This is a genomic window from Symploca atlantica LB2515 (assembly GCF_052546295.1).
Genome location: NZ_JBQWMT010000001.1, coordinates 2340982 through 2364399, shown reverse-complemented (window position 1 = coordinate 2364399; position 23418 = coordinate 2340982). Strand labels below are relative to the sequence as shown.

Genomic DNA, 23418 nt, shown 5'->3' with positions numbered 1-23418 from the left:
GGAGGGAGAGTTGAACACGGAGCGAAAAGAGTACTAGGCTCTCACTTGACTACGCTGCACCTGTTCCATTAACTGTTCTAAGGTATGGGCAGGTTTAAGGCAGCGGAGTGCCTGACAGACCAAACCCACTGTATCTTTAGGCAGATTAGTATCTAATTTAGAAACACTAGCAGGCAAATACTGGCTAACTAGCGAGGGTAATTGATTGCCACTAGAGCGAATCAGAGTGCAGTTTTGATACCAATCTAGGGCAGTAAATAAGCTGGGACACATTTGGGGAGACTGGTTCATAACACTACTGAAAGCTTGCAGAGATTGCTCCGCCCGGTCGAGGTATTGCAAGTCTTCGGTTAATAAAGCAAGACGAACGAGGTTAGCGATCGCAACTCCATTGGCAGATGGTGTGGCATTGTCTGTATAGCTACGCTCCCGCACTAACAATTTACCATTGTTGTTATCTGTAGTTGCATTGTAATAGCCTCCTAGTTCCAGGCTCCAGAGCAACTCATCGAACTCTTGCTGTACTTTGATTGCCTTTTCTAGCCAGTAGTTGGGAAAGGGTGAGGAGGCAAATTTACCCTGATTATTTTCCACTCCCCAAGAAGCCTGATCTAAATCCAGCAAAGCTTTGACAAACAAGGCATAATCTTCAGACTGCGCCAGCACCGATGCTTGACCAAGAACTTTGTCCTGTTCCCCAGCATCAAGGTAATATAAGCGGTGCAAGCGTTGGTTTATCCACTGATTTTCTAGAATAAAATTAGCGGCATTGGCGGCTAGTTCTAAGTACTCTGGCTCAGCAAAGACACTGTAAGCTCTTGCCAGACCTGAAATCATTAAGCTATTCCAGGCAACAATCATTTTCGTATCTGTTACAGGCGGAATCCGACCGGGCCAATTGCGATTTTTTGCCTCCTGATTGTTTCGCGCTGGTGAAAAAGTTGCGATTAGTTCCAACTTTGAACCATAACGAACCTCAAAAAGTTTAGCTAAAGCCGCTTCTAAGCTTTCACTTAATTGCTTGGAATTGCGGCGCTGCAATACGTTGTAACCTTCAAAATTGCCCTCGTCTGTAACAGTAAATTCCTCCTTAAGTGCTGTTAAATCTGAAGGTGTTAGTATTTGTTCCAGTTCGCCATAGCTCCAAACATAGAATGCTCCTTCTTCTGGCTCTACGGCGGTTGATTCAGTAAAATTGTCGGCATCTTGGGCTGCATAGAAGAAACCCTCAGAGGAAGTCATTTCCCGCTTCAGCCATTGGACAGTACCAGCGATCGCTCTAGCAAAAGCAGCTTCCTGAATACCCGCACTCCAAAGATTTGCCAGATACTCAATAATTTGCCCATTGTCGTAGAGCATCTTTTCAAAGTGAGGCACTGTCCAAGTGGCATCAACAGTGTAGCGATGAAAACCACCTGCAACATGGTCGTAAATACCTCCCTTTGCCAAATTTAGTCCCCGTTGAGTACAGGCCTGGTAAGCGTCATCTTCTGAGGCAAACTCAAAACGAGTACCTCGTAGTACCAGTTCAGCGTAGGGCATCATCGGAAAATTGGGACCGGGAGCTACAGCGCTTACTATACTAGTATTAGTTTTTAAACCAATTTGCAGTAAATCTGTACCCAACTGACTGCTCCCGGAGAACACCACTGCCTGCTGGAGGTGTTCCATGATCTCTTGTTTAAAGGTCGTTAGCTTGCCCTTTTCAACGTCGTAGAAGCGACGGATGGCTCGCAGTACCTCCAAAAATCCTGGACGTCCGTAGCGTGGTTCTACGGGAAAGTAGGTGCCACCATAAAACGGCACTCTGTCTTCGGGAGTCAAGAAGATATTCAAAGGCCAACCTCCTTGACCAGTCATCATCTGCAATGCCTGCATATAAATACTATCAACGTCCGGTCGCTCTTCCCGGTCTACCTTAATCGGCAGAAAATTAGCATTCATGTACTCAGCGATCGCTAGATTAGAAAAGGCTTCTCCTTCCATAACTGTGCACCAATGGCAGCTAGAGTAACCAATTGACAGAAAAATCGGCTTATTTTCTGCCTTTGCTTTTTCCAGGGCTTGATCAGACCATAACCACCAATCGATAGGATTTTCAGCGTGTTTGCGCAGATAAAGGCTTTGGGATTGGGCAAGGCGATTAGTCATGGCAAGGGGAGTGGTATAAATGCGGCTTGATGGAAAATCGAAAATTGAGCTTTCAACACCAGAATCTGGCTTATTGCCTCAATTTTCCATTAACCATTTAACAATTTAACCATTTAACAATTTTTCTTGAGCTTTCTCGTAAACTGCTTTTTGCTCAGGTGTTGATGCTTGTAAACATTCTGCATGAACGCGTTCCAAACCCTCCAGGTATTCCTGATTCTGAGCCAAAGTTGGATTGCTACGAGTAGAGGCAATCATTGCTAGTTGTGCCCGCAGGGGTAATTTACTGAAGGCTGCCAAACGTTTTTCCAGAGAAGACATATCTTTAGAGGCTGTTATTCTAGAGGTTTGGTCTGTTAAGGTCGCGTTAGCTTTTTCAGCTCTACGTCATTATTTCGCTATTATGAAGCTCTCAGAACGCTTTATCGAAGCTTTGACCTTTGCTAGTGAGTTACATGCTAACCAAACACGCAAAGGCAGTGGAATTCCCTACATTGCTCATCTGTTAGGTGTTGCTAGTATCGCTCTAGAACACGGTGCCAATGAGAATGAGGCGATCGCCGCTCTACTCCATGATGCGATCGAAGATCAAGGTGGTGCTGCAACACGGGAAGAAATTCGCCGCCGTTTTGGAGATACGGTAACCGAGATTGTCGATGGCTGCACCGATTCCGACACTACACCCAAACCTCCTTGGCGTCAGCGGAAAGAGGCTTATCTTGCTCACCTTCCCCGGGCATCAACCTCGGTGCGTTTAGTCTCGGCATCCGATAAACTTTACAACGCCCGGTCAATTCTTAGTGACTATCGCCTCAGCCAAGATGCCGTCTGGGAGCGCTTTCATGGGGGGAAACAAGGAACGCTTTGGTATTATCGGACTTTAGTAGAAGTCTTCCAAAGCACTAGTCCTACACCCCTAACTGATGAGTTAGAGCGGGTAGTGAAGGAACTTGAGCGTTTAGTACAAATTACCGGAAACGACTAGTAAGGAGAAACTAGCAATTAATCTCGGCGCTGGGGATAATCTTCCGCGGACTTGGGGTCTAACTCCCAACGCTGATCATCGCGCCTGTCTAGGGTGTCTTTAACTTGAACTGGTTCTTGTTCTACTCCCTCAACACCAACGGCTTTTTCTAATTCCTGTGTCACATTTTGCTCAGGTGTGGGAGTTGTGCCTCCGACGGCTTCTTCACCAACGACTTTCGCCTGGTACTGATTAGCATCAAGATCGCCTCCTGTGGTTGCTGCACCACTTGCCCTACGCTCTGCTGAGGCTTCGATCATGCTACCTTCGCCGGTATTGCGGTCTGTTAGTCCATGATAGGGAACAGCAATTTCTTGATCTTGCTGTTCCCTATTGAGGGATTGTTCGTTGTTGAATCTCTGTTGTTCCATATCAGTGGTTTACCTCTTGAATTACTGCGTATGCCCACCCAAAGCGTAACGCTTTAGTAGTTAGAGGATTTATCACTTTGGATTGAAAAATATCTATCTCTTCTGAGTGAGATTGAAGCATGAAAGTTACCAGATTAGCTAAGACATGAGCCAACAATAATTAGTTATCTGACAACCGCCATGTCTCTAATGAACCACTGACCCTGCTGGCGAATTAACTCATACCTAACTCCCAAATTTTCATTGTAGGAAGTTGATTGATCGAGCCGACCGTCTTGATAGACTTTAGCATTTTCACTGACTGCTGCTTCTACAGTAGCGAGATCTGAGTTAGTGTTGTTTGTCTCCACCGAGGTCACAGTCAGAGTATGTTCATACTGTCGGTAAGAGCTATTTTGTCTATCGGCTTGAGCGCGTTGCTGCCAGACAGATAAAGCTGGATTCGCTAAGATTTGCCCTAAGGCATCAATTTGATGCTCTGATCCAAAAGCGAGCTTTTTAGTATCCAACCAAGTTTGGATCACTTGCCTAGCTGTGTCCTCCGTTAAAGGGCCATCGGGAGCTGTAATCCGACTGCCAGGTTGAGGAATCTCTATCGGTGGCTGCGCTAGCTGTACTAGTGGCTGCTCTGGCTCTAGACCTGGAGCTGAGAAACTTTTTAGTGTTCTCTGTAGCCAAATCAGCAGAAGCCACAGGATTGCTAATCCTGCCAGACCGACAATTGCCAGTAAAAACAGCTTTCTGGCTTTTTTGGCTTGCTTGGCTTTCTCTGGTCTGCGTTTAACCCTACCAGGCGGCAAACTCAGAGGTGGTTCTCCGGCATCAGACGAGGCTTTAGATGGGGAATCTGGTCTGGACAAGCGACTTGTTGATGACGAACTTGGGGAATTAATACCAGGAATAGCTTGTTGAGATGAGCCTAGACTAACTCCCTCTAGAACTGAGTCTTTCGTCAGTTGATGTTCTTGGTTGTGTGACCTTGACCTTAAAGAAGTATCACTAGGCGTACCTGCAACTGCTGATTCGCCTGCTTGGTTTGAGTGGGAAGTCTGTTGCCCTATGGGCAGAGTTGAAATGCCAGAGAAAGGATCGTGAGCAGAATCGAGCTGACTACTACCTTCAGTGGCAGCAGACTTTGGTTTTGCTTCCCACCTCGGCCAGCCTACTTTTTGTTTATCTGTTGCCGATTGTCCATTACTAGCGGTGGACTTTTCTTTCCTACTAGCCTTTGACCATTGACTGCTGATATTGCTTGTGCCGTTGGTGGCTCTTGAGTGTGGTGCGCTAGAGTAAGCTGTCTTTTTGGAGGATAAAACATCCCATTCATTGTTGCTTTCCTCTGATGACTCTGGCAGCTTTTCTAAATATGCCTGTACTTGCTCGTCAGCAAAGTATTCTTTCAAAGAAGCTTTCTGGTCAGATAGGTCGCGGAAGTGGGGGAACACCGAAGCTTGTAGCCAACGCTCACCATAGAGGCACAATCCCGGCAATAAGTCTGGGGAACCCTGAGAATGTTCACGAATGAATGCCAGAGGTTCGTACTCTTGGCTCAGTTCCAAGGCTCGACTGGCTTCTTCTGTTTGACCCAAAAGCAGGGCACATACTGCTTGTTCAAGGTGTACATCTTGACGTCTGCCTAAGCGCAGCAGCATCTGCTTAGCGCGAGCTATTAGGGCAGGTTGTCTTTGAGCAAACCCCCGTGCCAGAAGAGCATAAACTGCTAGATAAGTAGCAACAGCGGAAGGGCGTCGCGCTTCTGCTTCAAACAGAGTTTGTTGCTGAGCTGCACTCAGATAACTGCGCAACTGTTGGATAAAACGGAGAAAATCATCAATACTCAATCCTGATTGGTCATTACCAGTACCATCAATACCCCCTCGTTCTTGGAGCATTTCCTGTAGTAACCGCAGACCATTGCGCCTTTGGGCAATATTTTCTTCAGGTAGAGCTAACAACTCGAGGATGCGGTAAGGACGCAGCTTGTATATATCTGACTGAATTTCTCCCCTGACGGCAGGAAATAAACCCTCCTGTAAAAGAGATTCTTGACCCGCTTCCAGAGAAGAGGCGGCTTTTTCATACTGACCTTGCTGCCATTGTTCTCGACCGAGTTCTAGGCAAGCAAGGGCTACGGTTAAGACAATGTCGGCTCGCACCAGATGAGGGTCTCCCAAGCTACCCTTTTCCAGACTAGTGCTGTTACTACCAGTTAGTAAGGGTCGCCCCAGTTTTAGTACCAGTTCGTATTCCCCAAGTTCTTGTAAGATCAGCAATGATCCAATAAATTGCTCATCTTTAATATCAATACTGGGAGTATGAGGATCTGCGATCGCATCTGTTGCTTCGCTCAACTCTGGAGCATGAGATGCTGCTTTTTGTTCTGAGTGCTGTTCATAAGTTCTGGCAAGAAAGCTGGCATCGTAGTTTTGGCGCTTTTCGGGTTCACTCAGAACTGTATAGGCTTCGTCAAAAAGCTGTTTACGAGAGTTGATCGCCGCTTCTGAATACTCTCGGCGTGGTAGTTGCAGGGCGCGATCACGATAGGCTTGGCTAATCTGTTGAGCAGTAGCCTGAATCGGCAGTCCTAAAATTCTGTAGTAATCGAGCGGGATTCGCACGGTTCATTTCCCCAGCGCAGAGCAACTGAACTAACATACATTCACCAAGAGCCTTTTCAACAAGCGTGCTGTGGTTTACTGAACTTTCACCCTCTTTTGCTAGAGTCCCAAGCCCAGCCACCTCGCTCTAGTTGCTTTCCTCGGCTTACACTTCTAGCGGCGTTGGCAGATTATACCTTTTAATGTGACATTCATTATAGATCTTAAACCAACTATGCTAACTTAGCTCAAGCTAGCCATGCTCAGCTTTACTGCGGCTGTGTAAAAAAAGCTGAATAAGTGTGGTTATAAATGCCAGTATATTGTTAAAGCAAGAATACTACAAACCAATGGTTCAGGAAAGAACTTTACCCCAGTTTCCGGTTGAGCAAAGCAAAATCACTAAAGATGAAGGATTACTCCTCTATGAGGATATGGTACTGGGTCGCTTGTTTGAAGACAAGTGTGCCGAGATGTACTACCGGGGCAAAATGTTTGGTTTTGTCCACCTCTATAACGGTCAAGAAGCTGTTTCCAGTGGTGTCATTAAGGCAATGCGCCCCGGTGAAGACTACGTTTGCAGCACCTATCGCGACCACGTCCACGCCTTGAGTGCTGGGGTGAGTGCGCGGGAGGTAATGGCAGAGTTGTTTGGCAAAGCTACTGGCTGTAGTAAAGGGCGCGGTGGTTCAATGCACATGTTCTCCGCGCAGCATCGGTTGCTTGGGGGTTATGCCTTTGTCGCTGAAGGAATTCCTGTTGCCACAGGTACAGCTTTTCAAATTAAGTACCGCCGAGAGGCCCTAGGAAACAGCAATGCAGATCAAGTAGTAGCTTGCTTTTTCGGAGACGGAGCCTGTAATAACGGTCAATTTTTTGAATGCCTGAATATGGCAGCCCTCTGGAAACTACCAATTCTCTATGTGGTAGAAAACAACAAGTGGGCAATTGGCATGGCTCATGAAAGGGCAACCTCCCAGCCAGAGATTTATAAAAAAGCCAGTGTTTTTGGTATGCCTGGGGTTGAAGTAGACGGAATGGATGCCCTGGCAGTCCATGCCGCTGCCACCGAAGCAATCGCTCGTGCTCGTGCAGGAGAAGGCCCAACTTTAATTGAGGCCCTTACCTACCGCTTCCGAGGTCACTCTCTAGCTGATCCAGACGAACTCCGCTCTAAAGAGGAAAAGGAATTCTGGTTCCCTCGTGACCCCATCAAGAGGCTAGCAACTCACCTCACTGAGCAAAATCTGGCTTCCCCAGAGGAGCTTAAAGCCATTGATCATCAAATCCAGGAAATGATCAATGAGGCTGTTCAGTTTGCAGAGGAGAGTCCGGAACCCGATCCGAGTGAACTGTACCGCTACATTTTTGCTGAGGATTAGTTACCTTGTAACTAGCTAGATAGAGTAACTCTAAGATTACTGTAAGCATATTAAGCAAGCTCAAGGGTCAAGGATAGGAAACCTTGCCCTCTTGAGTTATTAGCTACTAGAGTTGATAGCGAACACTAAAATAGAAGCCCTCATCTTGGGCATTAGTACCCCGATCCTCAAGGTCAACTAGGGGCAGGGCATAGTCAAGGCGTAGGTTTAATTGGGGTGTTGCTTGCCAGATTAAGCCTATACCGATACCCGCTAAAAACTCCTGGGACTGAGTGGATTGCAAATCCTCGTTAATAGGATTATCGGGGTTATTCCAGACATAGCCCAAGTCAAAGAAAGGAGCAAGCTCAAAAGTGGCAGCACCGGCTTCGTTTCGCTCTAGAGTGATGCGGTCTTCTAAGGAAAATCGCAGACCATTATCCCGCGCTCGGATGTTCTGTCGGTAACCCCTTAAAGATTGACCACCACCAATGACAAATTGTTGAGAGGGCAATAAACTATCGGGCGTTAGCTGAATATCAGCTCCTACAATCAGAAAATTGTTATCACCGAGAATCTGCACCCGCTGCACTTGACCAAGCCAACTGAGAAAACGTCCATCGGGTTGGGGATCAGCATTAATTGTGGCACCAAACCAGCCAGTGCCGAGACTAAAAAGCGATCGTAAAGACCAAGCTCCCTGGACATCGCGCCGTAGATAATCCTGACCAAACTTGAGAACACTGGTGTTGGTAACACCATCAGTGTCTGCACCAGGACTAGGGAAGCCGAAACCACTAATTAGAGACTGGCTTTCTTGGATACTAAAGCCTAAAGATAGGGCAAATTCTTCACGGGGACTACGCACTAATGGTTGTCGGAAACTAATCTCGTATAACTGTGAATCTCCCTCAATATTCAGAAATCTCAGGTCATCATCAACAATTTGATTACGATTGAGAGAGCTTCTTAATTGCACAGTGCCGTTCATGGCATTGACTGGCAACCGATAGCTAAATTCAAAAATATCAGCACCACTCCTAGTTGTGTGGTAGTAAGAGGCAGCAATTTCATCTCCGTTGCCCGTCAGGTTACGATAGCGCAAGTTAGTACCCAAACGCTCAGAACCAATACTTGGTGCTGAGTAATTATCAATACTTACGCCGGCTTGAAAGGGTTTAGCTTCGGTAACGCGAACAATAATAATGCTCTGGTTAGCTCCAGTTCCTCTGCGCAAACTGGCTTCTACATTTTCAAATAAAGGATCGGCTCGCAGCAAGCGTAATTGGTTTTCCAAATTAGCCGTATTGAGAGGTGTCCCAGCACCCAGTTGCACGCGGCGGCGAACATAACCAGGATTGACTCGGCGTGTTCCTTCAATTTGGATCTCCTCAATACTCCCCTCTAAAACGCGGATTTCCACTACACCTTGAGGAGGGATTACCTGGTCTACAAGGAGTGCTCTGGAGGTAATGTAGCCATTCTCTAGATATAGCTGAGTAATAGCATCTGCCACCCCCCTAAGTTGTTCGAGAGTCAGGGAGCGTCCTTCAAAAGGCTGCACGACTGCTTGCAATTGCTGCTCAGAAAAAGCAGTGCTGTCCGTAACTACAATTTTCTGGACTTGAATGGTTGGAGAAGCGGGAGCAGTGGGAGTTTCTGGTACAGTTGGCGGTTGAATTGGCGTTTGTTCTTCTGGTAGTAATGGTTCTAGTGTGGGAGTTGGTTGAGGAAAGCGCTCTTGGTTGGGGTTGGTTTGGGAATTCTCTGGAAAAACGGGAGGTGGCTGCTGAGCTTGTAGAGGTGTCTCGCGAAATTTGTAGTTATTGACAGGTAGCAAGAATTTTTCAGACAAGGTATCTTGTTGCTTGTCTGAATTTACCAACGTACTGCCGCTTAAGGCTCCAGGAATCAAGTACTTGGGTAGGGATCGCCTTTCCTCAGAGAATTCCAAGTTACTCAATTGGTATGTAAGCATCTCACTACTTGACCCTGGCAAAAAAGCGGAATTTGCCAGATTAGTATTGATGGAGTCTGGAGCAGCTCCAGAAAGGGCATAGGAAGCAGCATCTTTACCTGGAAAGAGCAACGTACCTGTGATTAGGCTACAAGCAATTCCTACACACAACGGTGGGAGTTTTGGAAGAAGACGCCTTGTCAGCGCACCCTCGATTAAAACCTCACACCAAAGCAATCTCATCTTTGAGCGCATTGGGTATTTTATTCTCCTCCTCCTTGGGTCGATGTTTCTCCGACTTTCGCAAGATCACTAACTAATAAGTGAGCTAGTTAATCTGTCCAAAAGCCTCCCCTGATTCTTACAGAAGCTTAAATTTTGCTCCTTGACTGTGATAAGCGTCAATTAGTCACTCCTCGTTCTTCTTCAGAGCAAAGACTTTCTATCTGTTAGCTTCTCAGCAATCGTTTCTGGTTTGATCGTTCCGGTAAAAAAAAACCCCTGACATTAGCCAGAGGAAAAGCTGGATAGGTACTGTGTACCTATTATTTAGTATTTAGTATTTAGTATTTAGTGAGTCTACACGTCAAGCTTCTAGCTCTTAGTAGGTTTTTGGAACTCCCTCAATTGGGGGAGTCCTGTTACTACTTCCTTTAGAGCCATTCGAGAACGGCTTCTTCTTTGGTGTTGGTATTGCGGGATGGTGTCTCGCGGTTGAACTTCATATGGATTGAGCGGGTTTGTTCACCGTCTACTGCTACTGCCATGATGGGATAGTCAATCAAACCATCTTGGAAGGACATCTGGAAGCGGAAAGTACCATCGGGGTTGAGCTTGATGGGACGTCCACCAATGGTTACCGTGGCATCCGGCTCAGTGGCACCATAGACAATTAACTCAGCATCGGCCACTAACCAAAACTGGCGAGGACGCATGGGAGGCATGGAAGCGCCAAAGCCCGCACCAGACATACCCACACCAGACATGGTCAAGCCAGACATTGTTGGTACAGCCCACATGCCTACGCCAGAGGGGAATACATAGGAGCTAACTGCCTGCTGAGGAACCATCGAGCCAGGAACGTGTTGCATCGAGCCGAACAAAGAACCGGCAACGCGCTGAGCTTCGGCAGATTTCGCCATGCCAAAGATTTCGTCGTAAATGGGGTTGCCATTGGCATCGGCGGTAATTCCAGTACCAGCAGCAGCTTTCTTGCTGGGTGGCACCAGTTCCAAGAAGGTTTTGCCACGTAGCTCTTCGTCCCAACCAACTGTGATGAAGTTGTCTTCGATCCAATCAGAAGGATATACAGGTGGAACACGCACGGGCGCAGAACGAGCCAGAACGAGCCAGCGGCCATCAGCACAACGGTAGCCGATATCAACTGCATAATCGCGATCGCTCACTGGTATCGGCAAGTACCATTCCCGTGCTAGCTCGTCACTAGGATATTCCTGAATGCTGTGGGGGCTTTGGTATTCAAGATTAATATCGGTGACATCATAAATGCGCAGAGCTAACTGTTGTCCACCTTGACGCCGCAGCTCTTCTTTATGATCGTTAGGAATATCCCAATAGGTATAAGCCCATTGTGGATCACGAGGCATGAGGACGATGCGGCTTTCGCCGTAACCATCCGGTAAATCCGGTAATCCCTCATCTACAGATGCCAGGGTGCCACCAGTGCGATCTTCTTGACCTAATTCAAACTTTGCTGCTTCCACTTCTGATTGTGCCTCCACTGTGCGAGATGGACTGCCTGAAATTTTTGTCCGTTGTATCTTTTGAACTTCTGCCAGTAGCTGCGACTTACGCATCCGGCTGTAACGAGAGACTCCATATTCACTAGCAACTCTACGTAGTTGCCGTAATGTCATCTCTTCTAAAGGTGGGCGTTCTTTTGCCATGAGTTTGCTCTCCAGTATTTAAAACGACAGATATGCCACTCCTGGCGAACCAAAGATTTTTGGCTCTCAGGCTGCACATACAAGCGCTGAAATTCTCCAACTTTTTCTGAAAGGGGCTTGAGAGATCAACATTCAGAGGTAACCTCTTCGGGTTTTCCTACCTTCATTCCCCCTCCCAGCGACTACTGGCTTTGATTAAGATTCCCAATTTGCTATAGCCATTTAGTGAGTGATCCTTCCTACAGGTAAATGGGGTTGAGCTGGCCGCCATTAGTCAGTAAATACTAAAAATCAGTATTTCTTTGGGATCGCCCTCTGCAATCTATCTAACAGAAAACCCCCAGGTAAGATCAAGAGGCTAATGAGTTGGATTTACAGCAAATTTACGGATTCATAGGCATCAAGGGGATCATAATGTCAAAGAATGATGACAATGGGATCGAATTAAGGAAGGTTTAGAGAAAAAAGCTAATATTAAGAACCTTGAAGAAAATATGATTGACTTTGGACGAGAAATATGCGGTAATATCTCGCAGGCAACAGCGCGGGAGTGGTTGGTCAGTAATGGCATTGGCGGTTATGCCTCAGGTACACTTACCGGTCAGTTAACACGCTGTTATCACGGATTACTTGTGGCAGCACTCAACCCACCTCTGGGGCGAACTCTTTTGCTTGCCAAACTAGAGGAAACTGTCCTGTATGATGGACGTTTTTATCCCCTAAGTACCAATCATTGGGCAAGTGGAGTGATTGGTCCCCACGGCTATCGATATATTGAGAGCTTCGAGTTAGAAGGAAAAATACCAGTGTGGCGATTTGCTTGTGCAGATGCCCTCTTGGAAAAACGGATCTGGATGCATCCAGGCAGCAATACTACCTATGTTCATTACTACCTAAGCCGTGCTACTCAACCTCTAACACTAACGAGCAAAGCACTGGTCAACTATCGTGACCATCACGGTAACACCCAAGCGGGAGGCTGGCGGATGAGTGTCGATGAGATGGAACGGGGATGTTGCGTTACGGCTTTTCCGGAGGCTGCTAGTCTGTACCTGTTCACTAATCAAGGCAAGGTTTCCTGTACTCATAACTGGTATTACGGCTTTGGCTTAGCAGTAGAGGGCTACCGAGGACTTATAGATTATGAGGATCATCTGCATGCCGCTACCTTTGAGGCTACCTTGAAGCCAGGAGAATCACTCACTTTTGTTGCCAGCACTGAGAGGCACCCAGGTTTGAACGGTGAGGTAGTCTTAGAATTGCGTCGAGTTTATGAGCAAGACTTGCTCAAACTCTGGCAAGCCAAGCAACCTGTTGCTAGGAAAAAAACTGCTGATTGGGTAAATCAGCTAGTCCTGGCTGCTGACCAGTTCATTGTCAATCGCCCTCTCTCAGGTGAACCTGACGGCAAAACTATTATCGCTGGTTACCACTGGTTTGGTGACTGGGGTCGTGACACGATGATTAGTCTGCCCGGTTTGGCAATCTCTACTGGTCGTTGGGATGTGGCAAGGGAAATTCTGCGCACTTTCTCCAAATACGTGAGTCAGGGAATGTTGCCCAATCGCTTTCCCGATTTCGGTAAAATACCGGAATATAACACCGTAGATGCTACTCTTTGGTATTTTGAAGCAATTCGTGCTTACTACGAGGCAACTGGGGATAATAGCCTGCTAGAAGAACTATTTCCAGTACTGGCAGATATTATTGATTGGCACTGTCGAGGGACACGCTACAACATTCACCTCGATACCGATGATGGGTTACTTTATGCGGGCACAGATGGTGTGCAACTGACCTGGATGGATGCCAAAGTTGATGACTGGGTAGTTACACCCCGCATTGGTAAACCGATAGAAGTCAATGCCCTCTGGCATAACGCTTTGCGTGCTATGGCGGTGTTTGCTGACAAAATCAATCAGCCGAGCCAAGAATATCAGACCAAGGCTGAGCAGACAGCAGCAGGATTCAGACGATTTTGGAACGAGGCGGTTGGTTACTGCTACGACGTGCTAGACGGCCCAGAGGGAGAAGATGCTTCGTTGCGACCTAATCAAATATTCGCTGTCTCGTTGCCAGAGAGTCCCTTGGAAGCGGTTGAGCAAAGGTTGGTGGTGGAAGCGATCGCTCAATCTCTGCTCACTTCTCACGGTTTGCGATCGCTAGCCCCCGATCATCCCCAGTATCGGGGTATCTATGGTGGGAATCAGCTTCGTCGGGATGGTGCTTATCACCAGGGAACGGTTTGGGGTTGGTTAATTGGCCCCTTTGTTTTGGCACACTTGCGTGTTTATCATGACCCAGTGCAGGCTTTGAGTTTCCTCAAGCCGATGATTAACCATCTAGAAGCACATGGCGTTGGTAGTCTCAGCGAGATTTTTGATGGTGATGCGCCGATGAACCCACGGGGATGTATTGCCCAAGCTTGGACGGTGGCGCAAGTGCTTCAGGCTTGGGAAGCTATTGGTCAGCATTTGTAGTTCCTAGCTTTGAAGGGCTATAGCAGTTTTCCGTGATTTATGAAGAAATTCACCACAGATGAATGGTGTCGTTAAAAATCCAGATGGGGGAGACTTCCCCCCAAAACCCCTGCACAAGGATTGCTCGGTTGAGATGAATGTTTTAAATCAGTGCTGTTTAACTACAGATGGACAAGAGATCAAATATGTAGTTACCGCAATTCATCTCGGATTGCTCTGGTAGTGAAATGGCTCTTAGAAGTTATTTTGAATGCCCACCTCGCCCCTTCGATAAATCTCGCGGGCGTAGTCAGTCCAAACTCCTTGTCCCCAATAGCGGAAACAGCTAGTTTGTAGCAACAGGTTGTTGATTAGTGCTTCGCGATAATGGGGTTGTTTGGTAATATTTTCTGCTACTGAAGATGGTGACTCGCTTTGGAGCAATGGATCAATTTTTTGATGAAATTCTGCACTAAGTTGGTTCATGGGAGTTAAAACATTTTCGTATCCTTTGACCCAACTAATGCTGTTTGTCCAAGAGGCTCCATCCATGTGAAAGTTTGGGTTATTTTGCTTTAATTCTTCAATCGCTTGAGTGACTAGATCGGGTGTAGAACTCTCTGGTGAAACTCGCTGCCAAATTTGATGTTGACCTATTGCTTGGCAAGCTGGATAGTCTTCTGGCTGACAACCAGCAGCTTCTATCAGTTCTAAATATTCGGTGCCTGTAACTCCAACAACGCCAGTTTTTCCTCCTCCTTGAGCTGCCATTTCGTACCAAGCTTGCTTAAATCCGCTAGGAAATTCATTCATCATCACTCCGCCGTTTTCACCATCCCCAATTTGACTGACAATTGGTGGTACTGAAACATTACTTAACTGCCTTTTTGTCAAGGTTTTAGCTTCGTAGTAAGGCTGCATTTGAGCTACTAATTTTGTGTCGGAACCTTGGGTTTTAATTAGTGCCGTAATACTGATCGTTTCTCCCCAAGAATTACGGGCAACTAAACGGTGAGGTAGATGTTTGTCTTGCAGCGGTTGACCCGTTAGAGTTTCAATAGAATGCTCTTGAACTAATAACCAGCGATATCCAGATTCTTTGAGTGCTTTAACAAATTCAAACAGGGTATCTGGGTGATTGGGAAGATGCATTTCTGGTGGAGAAAATCCCTTAACTCTTGCTAGTGCTTCCCAACCAAAAATTGCAGCAAAATGATGTTGCCATGCTTGAATATGCAACTTCAAATCTGGTATTGGCGTGGAAGGAATAACCGCATGGCTCCAGGTAGTGCCTAGCCATTCTACATAAGGTTGGTAAGTTGGGTCACAGGTGATGCGCTTGAGGTTGTCTAGGATATCTCCCCGTCCCATTTGTCGCAGTCCCCAGAGGAGATTGCCGGAGTAGTCTAGCATGACACGAGGGTTACAACCGGAGGCGACTAATTCGGGGATAAAATCTCCCATGCGGCTATAGCAATAGGCAAATGGCTCTGCATTATGGTTATCTCCTTCTTGCTGATGCTCGAACATATATTGCAAATGACCAATTAGTTCGCCATTTGAGCCAGCAGGGATGGTTGGCTGGTGCATATGCAAAGCGATCGCAAAAGTTGCGGTTATTTCTTCTAATCGAAGATTAGTCTTGTCTAAAAATACAGGTTGATTATCATTTACTACTGCCAATACCTCTGCTTCATGACCGCAAATATTGGGCAATCCATCAATAATTTCTGATAAAGGTGTGAGTGTAGTTTGGGTGGAAAAAGAAGTCATTTTATAGTATTTCTTTGCGAAATAACTTTAAGAATAATAAATTATACCAACTAACACAGCTTAAAAAACTAAAAGCAGTAAGAATAGTTCCTCAGCATGTGTTGTTACTTTCTTTGACTTTTGTTTGTCTAAGATCAAAGCGACTACTGAAGAAAAAAGCTGGACTAATTCTTAGGTTCAATTCCGCTTTCTCTTTCTTGGTCAATCAGTAGCTATAGTGGGGTTATACTACAAGCCCTAGTAGTCAAATAATGACTGTGGGTGTGCCAAGCGCTAAGCTTGAGCTTGGTAAATGCTAAGATACTCCCTTTCTCTGATATAGCCATGACCATGAAGCTCAAACATTTAATGTTGCCTGTAATAGCTGTTTTCTTAGGCACCACGTTTGGATTCAGAGTAACTGCTAGGGAGCTAGAGGAACCTGAAAAAGAGGTAGAAGCTCAGATTCAAGCCGTGATTCGAGCACAGAGCAATGAGGGTTACGAACTGGCGTTTCCTAGAACTGTGTCCAAGCTAGCTCGAGGAGCCCAAGCACCAAAGACAGTGCGGCTTTATCCTAAGGGGGAGTACAGTTTTGTCGCCGTTTGTGATCAGCGCTGTGATGATGTCGATTTGATTATCAAGGACGGTGACGGTAATCAGGTGGCTGCCGATGTTGCCGAGTATGCGATCGCGGTAGTTAATTATAGACCACCAACGGAGGGCAGCTATCAGGTGAACGTAAAAATGAACGAGTGTTCTACAGATAACTGTCACTTCGGCTTAGGAGTGTTTCTGAAGTCAGAAGGCTAGCCCTGGTGAAGTTACAGTGAGGTAATTAAACTCATTGTAACTTCACGGCTGTACCTGTAGCGGTAATCAGTAACAATGCTCCTGTTTGATCTACATTGATCGTACCAGTGTCAAGCTTAATACCAATCACAGCATCTGCACCTAATTGCTGAGCGCGTTCTTCTAATTCTTTGATAGCTTTAAGTTGCCCTTTCTCAAAGACTCGTTCGTAACTACCAGTACGTCCTCCGATAAAATCTCGAATTCCAGCAAATAAATCTCGTAAGGCGTTGGTGCCATAAACTACTTCAGCCGTGACAATTCCTAAATAAGTTTCCACAACAGCACCTTGGATGACATCAGTTGTAGTTACAATCATCGATTAACCTAACTATAGGACTTTCAAGAATAAGGCAATTTTCCTTATGATAGGATAATTATTGGTAAACAAACTCCATTTTTCTTTGGGGTCAGAACTTACTAAGAGATCTGCATCACTAAAGGCAAATTAACAAAAGTTCCCTCCCTGTCAGAAAAGGCGGTCGCTTTTTCTAATACCTCAAGTTTTGAACTAATTATAGTCATTTAAACCGTCACCCCTTCCAATTCCTGATCCGTTGACTCATACAATTCCCTTAGCTTCTGCAATTTTTCCTCAGACGGTTGCCAGAAACCCCGTCCATTTGCCTCCAACATCCTGGCTACAACGTTACGAAATGCCTCTGGATTTGCCTCTCGCAACTTGTTCGCCATCTCTGCATCTAAGGCGTAAGTATCCGCCGCTTGGTCATACACCCAAGCATCAGTAAAATCAGCCGTACCACCCCAACCAATTAACGCTGTCATCCGTTGAGAAATTTCGTAGGCACCGCCGGAACCTTGATTGGCCATTGCCTCAGCCCACTTAGGATTAAGTAACTTGCTGCGATACTCTAAACGCAATAAATCTTCTAATTTCCGGGGTGTCGTATCTTGCGAGAAACTTTCCACAAAAGAGGTGCTTACCTTCTTACCCCCTTGTTTTTCTGCTGCCCGTTTCAATCCACCTGTATTGGCGTAATATTCTTGAATATCAGTTAAACCGTACTCAACCGAATCAATTTCTTGAACAACGCGACTGGTACTTTTCAATAACTGATTAAGGACTTCGGGGCGTGCTTGACCTTTATCTTGCCTACCATAACTAAAAGCATTGCGACTTTGCCAAGTTTTCCCTAACTCATCCCCTGATTCCCAATTACCATCAGTAATTTGGTCATTCACCAGGGAACCAAAATCCCCAGCAGGGTTAGAAAACAATCGTGCTGAGGCATTTTCTACCCCTTGAGAGTGCAACATTAAAGCATGTTTGCGAATAAAGTTCTCTTCTTGTGGTTCCTCTGCTTCAGCAGCCCGCAGGAATAGATCATCCAGTAATTCGAGAATATTGACAAAACTATCCCGAAAAATACCAGAAAGATTCGCTAAGACATCAATCCGGGGATGTCCCACCTCTGCTAGTGGTTGTAATTCATAACGCACAATTCGCCCTGTGCCTTCCTTAACAGGTTTTGCCCCTACCAATTCCAAAAGAATACCCAAGGATTCACCCTTAGTTTTAATCGCATCTAGCCCCCATAACATCACTGCTACAGTTTCTGGATACTCACCATGTTCTGACTGGTGTTCGGCGATAATTTTTTGAGCAATTTCTCTACCCCGTTCATAAGCTGCTGGTGAAGGCATGCGATAGGGGTCAAGGGCATGAATATTTCTCCCTGTGGGCAAGACACCAGGGCCATCTCGCAATAAATCGCCCCCTGGTGCTGGTGGAATAAATTCCCCATTCAACCCCCGCAACAGATTAGTGATTTCGTCTGTGGTTTGCCTTAATAAGTCACGGATTTGCAAGGCTTCTTCTAGGTGTGCCGATTGACCGTTATTTTGTGGCGACAAAGGCTGTGCCTCTGGGTTGGTAATTTTTACTAATGCCTCTTCCGATAACTCTTCACCAAAATAAGCCCGCAGATAAGCAGCCATTTGTTCTGCATCCGGTGCTTGTCCTAATGTATGTAACCCAGAAGAAAACAGGCGTTGTTCTACTACTTGTAAGTACTCATACAACTTGCCTAGATAGCGGTTAAACACATCTGCACTAAACATCCGGGCATTTTCTGGTGTGAAGTTAATGCCCAGTTTCTTCGCTTCTTCAAAGGCACAATCGGCATCTAACCCCGTATCTAAAATTTTCTTACAAATCGCCTCCTTGAGAGTGTAATTCTTTTGGGGATCTTCGCGATATTCTGCAATTAAATCCCGCAGTGTCATTAATTCTTTATACAAACCAGCGCGGCCATAGGGCGGTACATTGTGAGAAATCAGCACACCATAGCCCCGGCGTTTCGCCAAAATTGACTCCGAGGGATTATTCGCCGCGTATATGTATAGATGGGGCATGTCTCCCAGCAGGATATCTGGCCAAGAATAGCCCGTATTGCCCAAAGGATTTCCCGGTAACCATTCCACCGTGCCATGCATGCCAAAGTGAACCAACGCATCAGCCTGAAACTCATGCTGTAACCACTTGTAGAAGGCAGCGTATTGGGGATGAGGCGTTAAATCCCGTTCAAACATCAACCGCATCGGGTCACCGCTAATACCCAGAGGAGGTTGTACTCCAATCCAAACATTACCCAACTGCACGCCGCCAATCTGGAATTCATCCCCAGAGGTTTTAATTCCTGTACCCGTCAGAGATTGCCACTGCTTTTCAATACGCGTAGTTAACAGATAACCCAACCATTTTTGCAGAGTTTTAACATTAACTACAGACCGAGAAACACCGACAGATTGCTGATCTATCTGTGTTAATTTGCGTGTATCTGTGGTTCCTTCATCTGCTTCTTTGACCCTGCGGATTAACTCTTCCCCATCTTGCGGTAACTCCCCAACCTGGTAACCTTGTTCTTGAAGCGCCTGCAAAAAATTCAATAGCGATCGCGGTACATTTAATAAAGCCGCCGTCCCTGTTGCCCCATACCCCGGCGGGAAACCATAAAGAATCACCGCAATCTTTCTTTCAGCAGGCAGTGTTTTTCTCAGGGCAATCCAACCCTTCAACCGTCCAGTTAGTCGCTTAACCCGTTCTGGAATCAGGTAAATATCTTCTCCCACCAAACCACCCAGGGGTATCGGGTCAATTGCCCCATCCAGTTCCGGCAGTGCATATAAGACGACACTTTGCAGCCCGCCAATACCTTGCCTTGTCCAAGAGTGAATATCCTGAATTAACAGCGGTGCGGCAACCAGATAAGGGACATTTTTTGCCGTGAGAATTTCTCTAGCCACTGCCACCTGACGCCCTGCTTCCATGGAACCAGCGGGCCCACCTACCAAGGGAAAACCAATGGTGGAAACAATTGCATCTACCTCTACAGCTTCAGTAGATAAGGAGGGAGTTTTCACGTTTCCGGCACGTCTTTGGGCAGTTTCATCCGCCGATGTCATCCAATCTCGCACCGCGACATGTCCTTCGACGCCATTAATAAAAATCGGTAATGGCACTAACCCAGCTTGTTCAAAATAGCGAATTAACTGAGGAATATAAGGTTGTTTCGTAACTACATGTTTGCGATACAGCAAGATTCCGACTACTGGCAAATGCCAAGTTTCCGGCTTAATTTGGCGATACCATGCCAAATATTGTCGAGGCGACTCAAAATAAGCAGCTTCCCCCGGAGGAAAAGTTTTCTTGCCACTCCCCAAATAGTCGGGATGCAGCAACCCGATATTGGGGGTTTCTACTGGTGGCGGAATGTCTCCCACCTCTAACCCCAAGTACTTTTGGGCTAGTGTCCAGAACATAAACGCCACATTTTCTTGCCCGCCAGCATTCCAGTAACCATAGATAATCAGCCAGTTACGCAAGTCTTGGACTTTTTTGGCGGGAATGTATTTCAGCAGCTTAGGGCCAACTTTCAAAAAGCTGATATAACCAGCCAGTTTGTCTTCTTCTCGCCCCTTGCTAAATTTATCGAGGATGAATTTAACGGGTTTGGGCATGCCTTTGGGCTTATCCCCGATTTTGAAGGCACCAATCTGGGTAAGACTCATCAATTCTAAGGCTGACTCGAAGACGAGGCGAATCGGTATCTGCTGCACCCTGTCACGCAGCCAAATCACTTGGTCATAATCGAAAATCAGACTGGCAAAAAAGACATCGGCATCTTGGAGTGCGGTTGCTACGGTGGTGGGTTCACTGCTGAGAGAAGAATCACTAAATACCCGAATATCTAAGTCTGGACAGCGTTTAGCCGCCAACTCAGCAGCTTGGCGGTATAAGTCAGCATTGAAGGATTCAAACCCAGCAATTAAAACGATGCGTTTCATGATGCCCTAAGCTCGAAATATTGCTTTATCTTCGATCGTGAACTACCTAGGCTGACTCTAGGCTAACGCCTCGCTTCGCTAAGAGTACAGCGTCGGCTTCTGACTTCATGAGGGAATGCCACAACTTAGGCTTACGCCCAAGCTTTGGTCTTACTTCCCCTCCATCAGCAGCAGTCCTGGTTCCCAAGACCGAACAGCCCTCCCTTGCATCCTACGGCGAGCATTCTGATACCTTCTACTCTGATATTGATGGCAGCGTTGCCGTCCCTATCATGATGAGTGCCGCAGTTTGGACAAGTCCAAGTCCTGACTTCCAGTGGCATCTCGCTTATCTGATAGTGACAATGAGAGCAGAGTTTTGAGCTAGGGAACCATCGGTCGATTTCTACCAATACTTTGCCTTCACGGTCTAGTTTGTATGAGAGAAAATTGACGAACATTCCCCAACCCACATCAGAGATTGCTTTGGCTAGTTTGTGGTTACGAACCATGCCCTTAGTATTGAGACTTTCGACTACGATGACTTGATTATCGTCAACAAGCTTTCTCGATAGCTTATGCAAGTAGTCTTGACGGACATTACTGACTCGCTCGTAAACCCTAGCTACTAGTTTTCTAGCTTTATTTCTGGAATTACTTCCTTTGACTTTTCTCGCTAGTTTTTGCTGCTTTCTCTTGAGGTTACGCTCATGCTTTGCTAAGTGTTTAGAATTGGCAAACTTAGAGGTTTTAATGCCATCATTGACAATGGCAAAATCCTTTAATCCTAAATCAATGCCCGCTACTTTCCCCTCAATGCTAGGTGTCGGGTTATTTCCCTGTAACTCCATCAACACAGAAGCATAATACTTCCCAGATGGGGTCATACTGACGGTTACAGTCTTGAGTGTTCCCTCTATTGGTCGATGAAGTTTTGCCTTGACAATACCTACACGACCGGGAAACTTGAGACATCCATCAACGACTTTGACTGACTGAGGGTATTGAATAGACTGCCTATTTTTCCTTGACTTGAATCTGGGGTATTTCGCCCTACCCTCAAACAAGTTTCTGTAAGCAGTCACTAAGTTGAGTGTAGTAGCCTGCAAAACCTGTGAATAGCAATCAGCTAACCATAAGGTTTCTTCTTGTTTCTTGAGCTTGGGAAGAAAGGAGTTTAATGCAGACTGACTCAAGCCTTTACCTGTTGATTTGTAGGTTTCAATGCACAGATTGAGTGCATAATTCCACCACCAGCGAGAACAACCAAAGTGTTGAGCTAGTACCTCTTGTTGTTCAGTTGTCGGATATAGCCTAACTTTGACGGCTTGATGTAGCATTGCTTATCACCTTCTCTTACTATTATAAACATTCCCAGTAAGGCTAATTCGGAAACTTGCAAATTTTACCGGGATTGACCGGATAAAATTTGCTTGGGGTATGTCCATGTATCTCAACGCTCACTTTGTTAGGTAGAGTCTGGGACTTATTGCCTCCCCCAAACCCCCACCATTAGTTAAGAGGTATTCAGACCCAGGTATTTGCTGCATGATCATCAAGGGAAATTGAAAATAGAAAATGACTGTGGAAAAAAAGGCTGCACTACAGATAATTGATACCTGTTTGCGCATGAACAGCATCGGTATTAATCAAGGCACTAGCGGGAATGTCAGTGCCAGAGTCAGAGACGCTAAAGGCGAAGCCATAGCCATTACACCCAGTGGCATAGATTACGAAGATTTAACTCCCGAAAAGATTTGCCAAATTTACTTACACAAAGACCAAGAACCAGTTATTGACAATAATGGTTATTTGCCCAGCACGGAATGGCGTTTTCACTACGACATTATGTTGCACAGAACTGATGTTAACGCCATTGTTCATACTCACAGCATTCATGCTACAGCACTAGCTTGTCTGGGCATACCGATACCTAGTTTTCATTATATGGTTGCGAAAACTGGCGGTAGCAGTATAAAAATAGCCGATTATGCTACTTTTGGCACCCAAGAACTGAGCAATAATGCCCTACAAGCGTTGGGAAATACACTAGCTTGTTTGTTAAAAAATCATGGTGTAATTGCCTGCGGTAAGAGTCTTCAGCAAGCCCTCAGAGTGGCTCAAGAAGTAGAAACTTTAGCCGAAATGTATCTGAAAATCCTCAGTGTTAACCCGATTTACGGAAAAGCACAACTGTTGAGTGAGCAAGAAATGCAGATAGTCATGGAAAAGTTTAAAACCTACGGAGTTCAACCAATTAGGAAAAATCAGGACGGCTAAAGTTACATGCCTCTATCTAAAGCATGTACCGATTCTGGATACCGTCCTGTATACTCTTTAAAGGCTTCTACTTGAGATTTAAAATCTCCCGATTCATTGAAGTTATTCCAGTCTACAGCGTTTTCCACTCCGGTGAGGTACAGCAACAGCAATGAGTGAACCAGTCTTAAATCCCATTATTAGTACCTCATTAGCCTGAGAAATGCTGTATATATTGCAGTAGGGCGGGTGCTCCTATTTCTTCGGTAAAATTTTGAGCATATTCTTCTTCAAAATCATCCCAGGGTATTAGATTCGCCATGATTAACCAACGGTACAACAATACTTCGTTGGAACCGACACCTCGTTAATTGCCCGAAGGCGATTAGCCGAAGGTGCGGTTCAACTCCGCCGTTAGGCATACTTCTGAAAGTAGGTTCG

Annotated in this window: 15 protein-coding genes and 1 pseudogene; 5 read left to right on the top strand and 11 right to left on the bottom strand. The window is 45.9% G+C overall.

What is annotated here, in order from left to right:
- Positions 1-33 precede the first annotated feature (33 nt).
- Positions 34-2151, bottom strand: a complete 2118-nt coding sequence (locus ACT7WV_RS09925; RefSeq protein ID WP_445102750.1) for a thioredoxin domain-containing protein — start codon at positions 2149-2151, stop codon at positions 34-36.
- A gap of 105 nt (positions 2152-2256) precedes the next feature.
- On the bottom strand, positions 2257-2472 hold the full coding sequence (locus tag ACT7WV_RS09920; protein ID WP_445102749.1) for a hypothetical protein: 216 nt from the start codon (positions 2470-2472) through the stop codon (positions 2257-2259).
- 82 nt (positions 2473-2554) lie between these two features.
- Between ACT7WV_RS09920 and ACT7WV_RS09915 the strand changes: the two genes are divergently transcribed.
- Complete coding sequence (locus tag ACT7WV_RS09915) at positions 2555-3136, top strand: HD domain-containing protein (protein ID WP_445102748.1); 582 nt, start codon at positions 2555-2557, stop codon at positions 3134-3136.
- A gap of 17 nt (positions 3137-3153) precedes the next feature.
- Here ACT7WV_RS09915 and ACT7WV_RS09910 read toward each other — a convergent pair whose 3' ends face one another.
- Both ACT7WV_RS09910 and ACT7WV_RS09905 read right to left on the bottom strand, forming a co-directional pair.
- Positions 3154-3546 carry a DUF6335 family protein gene (locus tag ACT7WV_RS09910; protein WP_445102747.1) on the bottom strand — a complete coding sequence of 131 codons (393 nt, stop codon included), beginning with the start codon at positions 3544-3546 and terminating at the stop codon, positions 3154-3156.
- A gap of 164 nt (positions 3547-3710) precedes the next feature.
- The gene (locus tag ACT7WV_RS09905) at positions 3711-6164 is read right to left on the bottom strand and encodes an IMS domain-containing protein (protein WP_445102746.1); all 2454 of its coding nucleotides are present in this window, start codon (positions 6162-6164) and stop codon (positions 3711-3713) included.
- A gap of 329 nt (positions 6165-6493) precedes the next feature.
- Here ACT7WV_RS09905 and pdhA point away from each other — a divergent pair, with 329 nt between their 5' ends.
- Positions 6494-7525 carry a pyruvate dehydrogenase (acetyl-transferring) E1 component subunit alpha gene (pdhA, locus tag ACT7WV_RS09900; protein WP_445102745.1) on the top strand — a complete coding sequence of 344 codons (1032 nt, stop codon included), beginning with the start codon at positions 6494-6496 and terminating at the stop codon, positions 7523-7525.
- Between the two features lie 106 nt (positions 7526-7631).
- On the opposite strand, the gene ACT7WV_RS09895 is transcribed toward pdhA, so the two are convergent.
- Both ACT7WV_RS09895 and ACT7WV_RS09890 read right to left on the bottom strand, forming a co-directional pair.
- Positions 7632-9716: a ShlB/FhaC/HecB family hemolysin secretion/activation protein gene (locus tag ACT7WV_RS09895; RefSeq protein ID WP_445102744.1), complete on the bottom strand. Its 2085-nt coding sequence runs from the start codon at positions 9714-9716 to the stop codon at positions 7632-7634.
- Positions 9717-10114: 398 nt separating this feature from the next.
- The gene (locus ACT7WV_RS09890; RefSeq protein WP_445102743.1) at positions 10115-11368 is read right to left on the bottom strand and encodes a DUF4912 domain-containing protein; all 1254 of its coding nucleotides are present in this window, start codon (positions 11366-11368) and stop codon (positions 10115-10117) included.
- A 494-nt stretch (positions 11369-11862) separates the two neighbouring features.
- On the opposite strand from ACT7WV_RS09890, the gene ACT7WV_RS09885 reads away from it, so the two are divergent.
- Positions 11863-13848, top strand: coding sequence for an amylo-alpha-1,6-glucosidase (locus tag ACT7WV_RS09885; protein ID WP_445102742.1), 1986 nt, complete (start codon positions 11863-11865; stop codon positions 13846-13848).
- Positions 13849-14082: 234 nt separating this feature from the next.
- On the opposite strand, the gene ACT7WV_RS09880 is transcribed toward ACT7WV_RS09885, so the two are convergent.
- Positions 14083-15600, bottom strand: coding sequence for a glycosyl hydrolase family 57 (locus tag ACT7WV_RS09880; RefSeq protein ID WP_445102741.1), 1518 nt, complete (start codon positions 15598-15600; stop codon positions 14083-14085).
- 324 nt (positions 15601-15924) lie between these two features.
- On the opposite strand from ACT7WV_RS09880, the gene ACT7WV_RS09875 reads away from it, so the two are divergent.
- A complete protein-coding gene (locus ACT7WV_RS09875; RefSeq protein ID WP_445102740.1) occupies positions 15925-16392 on the top strand; it encodes a hypothetical protein in 468 nt (155 codons plus the stop codon).
- Positions 16393-16423: 31 nt separating this feature from the next.
- Here the strand turns inward: ACT7WV_RS09875 and ACT7WV_RS09870 are convergent, their stop codons facing one another.
- The 3 genes and pseudogenes from ACT7WV_RS09870 to ACT7WV_RS09855 all read right to left on the bottom strand — a co-directional run bounded on the left by ACT7WV_RS09870 (position 16424) and on the right by ACT7WV_RS09855 (position 22058).
- Positions 16424-16750 carry a YbjQ family protein gene (locus ACT7WV_RS09870; protein WP_445102739.1) on the bottom strand — a complete coding sequence of 109 codons (327 nt, stop codon included), beginning with the start codon at positions 16748-16750 and terminating at the stop codon, positions 16424-16426.
- Between the two features lie 206 nt (positions 16751-16956).
- Positions 16957-20739 (bottom strand): magnesium chelatase subunit H, encoded by a 3783-nt coding sequence (bchH, locus tag ACT7WV_RS09865; RefSeq protein ID WP_445102738.1) that lies wholly within the window; start codon positions 20737-20739, stop codon positions 16957-16959.
- A 46-nt stretch (positions 20740-20785) separates the two neighbouring features.
- Positions 20786-22058, bottom strand: a pseudogene (locus ACT7WV_RS09855) (RNA-guided endonuclease InsQ/TnpB family protein).
- Positions 22059-22296: 238 nt separating this feature from the next.
- Here ACT7WV_RS09855 and ACT7WV_RS09850 point away from each other — a divergent pair.
- Positions 22297-22998 (top strand): class II aldolase/adducin family protein, encoded by a 702-nt coding sequence (locus ACT7WV_RS09850; protein WP_445102735.1) that lies wholly within the window; start codon positions 22297-22299, stop codon positions 22996-22998.
- A 2-nt stretch (positions 22999-23000) separates the two neighbouring features.
- Here ACT7WV_RS09850 and ACT7WV_RS09845 read toward each other — a convergent pair whose 3' ends face one another.
- A complete protein-coding gene (locus tag ACT7WV_RS09845; RefSeq protein WP_445105741.1) occupies positions 23001-23144 on the bottom strand; it encodes a hypothetical protein in 144 nt (47 codons plus the stop codon).
- Positions 23145-23418 lie beyond the last annotated feature (274 nt).

Coding starts and splice junctions, on each gene's coding strand:
- ACT7WV_RS09925 (WP_445102750.1), bottom strand. CDS start 2,151: ATGACTAATCGCCTTGCCCAATCCCAAAGCCTTTATCTGCGCAAACAC.
- ACT7WV_RS09920 (WP_445102749.1), bottom strand. CDS start 2,472: ATGTCTTCTCTGGAAAAACGTTTGGCAGCCTTCAGTAAATTACCCCTG.
- ACT7WV_RS09915 (WP_445102748.1), top strand. CDS start 2,555: ATGAAGCTCTCAGAACGCTTTATCGAAGCTTTGACCTTTGCTAGTGAG.
- ACT7WV_RS09910 (WP_445102747.1), bottom strand. CDS start 3,546: ATGGAACAACAGAGATTCAACAACGAACAATCCCTCAATAGGGAACAG.
- pdhA (WP_445102745.1), top strand. CDS start 6,494: ATGGTTCAGGAAAGAACTTTACCCCAGTTTCCGGTTGAGCAAAGCAAA.
- ACT7WV_RS09895 (WP_445102744.1), bottom strand. CDS start 9,716: ATGCGCTCAAAGATGAGATTGCTTTGGTGTGAGGTTTTAATCGAGGGT.
- ACT7WV_RS09890 (WP_445102743.1), bottom strand. CDS start 11,368: ATGGCAAAAGAACGCCCACCTTTAGAAGAGATGACATTACGGCAACTA.
- ACT7WV_RS09885 (WP_445102742.1), top strand. CDS start 11,863: ATGATTGACTTTGGACGAGAAATATGCGGTAATATCTCGCAGGCAACA.
- ACT7WV_RS09880 (WP_445102741.1), bottom strand. CDS start 15,600: ATGACTTCTTTTTCCACCCAAACTACACTCACACCTTTATCAGAAATT.
- ACT7WV_RS09875 (WP_445102740.1), top strand. CDS start 15,925: ATGACCATGAAGCTCAAACATTTAATGTTGCCTGTAATAGCTGTTTTC.
- ACT7WV_RS09870 (WP_445102739.1), bottom strand. CDS start 16,750: ATGATTGTAACTACAACTGATGTCATCCAAGGTGCTGTTGTGGAAACT.
- bchH (WP_445102738.1), bottom strand. CDS start 20,739: ATGAAACGCATCGTTTTAATTGCTGGGTTTGAATCCTTCAATGCTGAC.
- ACT7WV_RS09850 (WP_445102735.1), top strand. CDS start 22,297: ATGACTGTGGAAAAAAAGGCTGCACTACAGATAATTGATACCTGTTTG.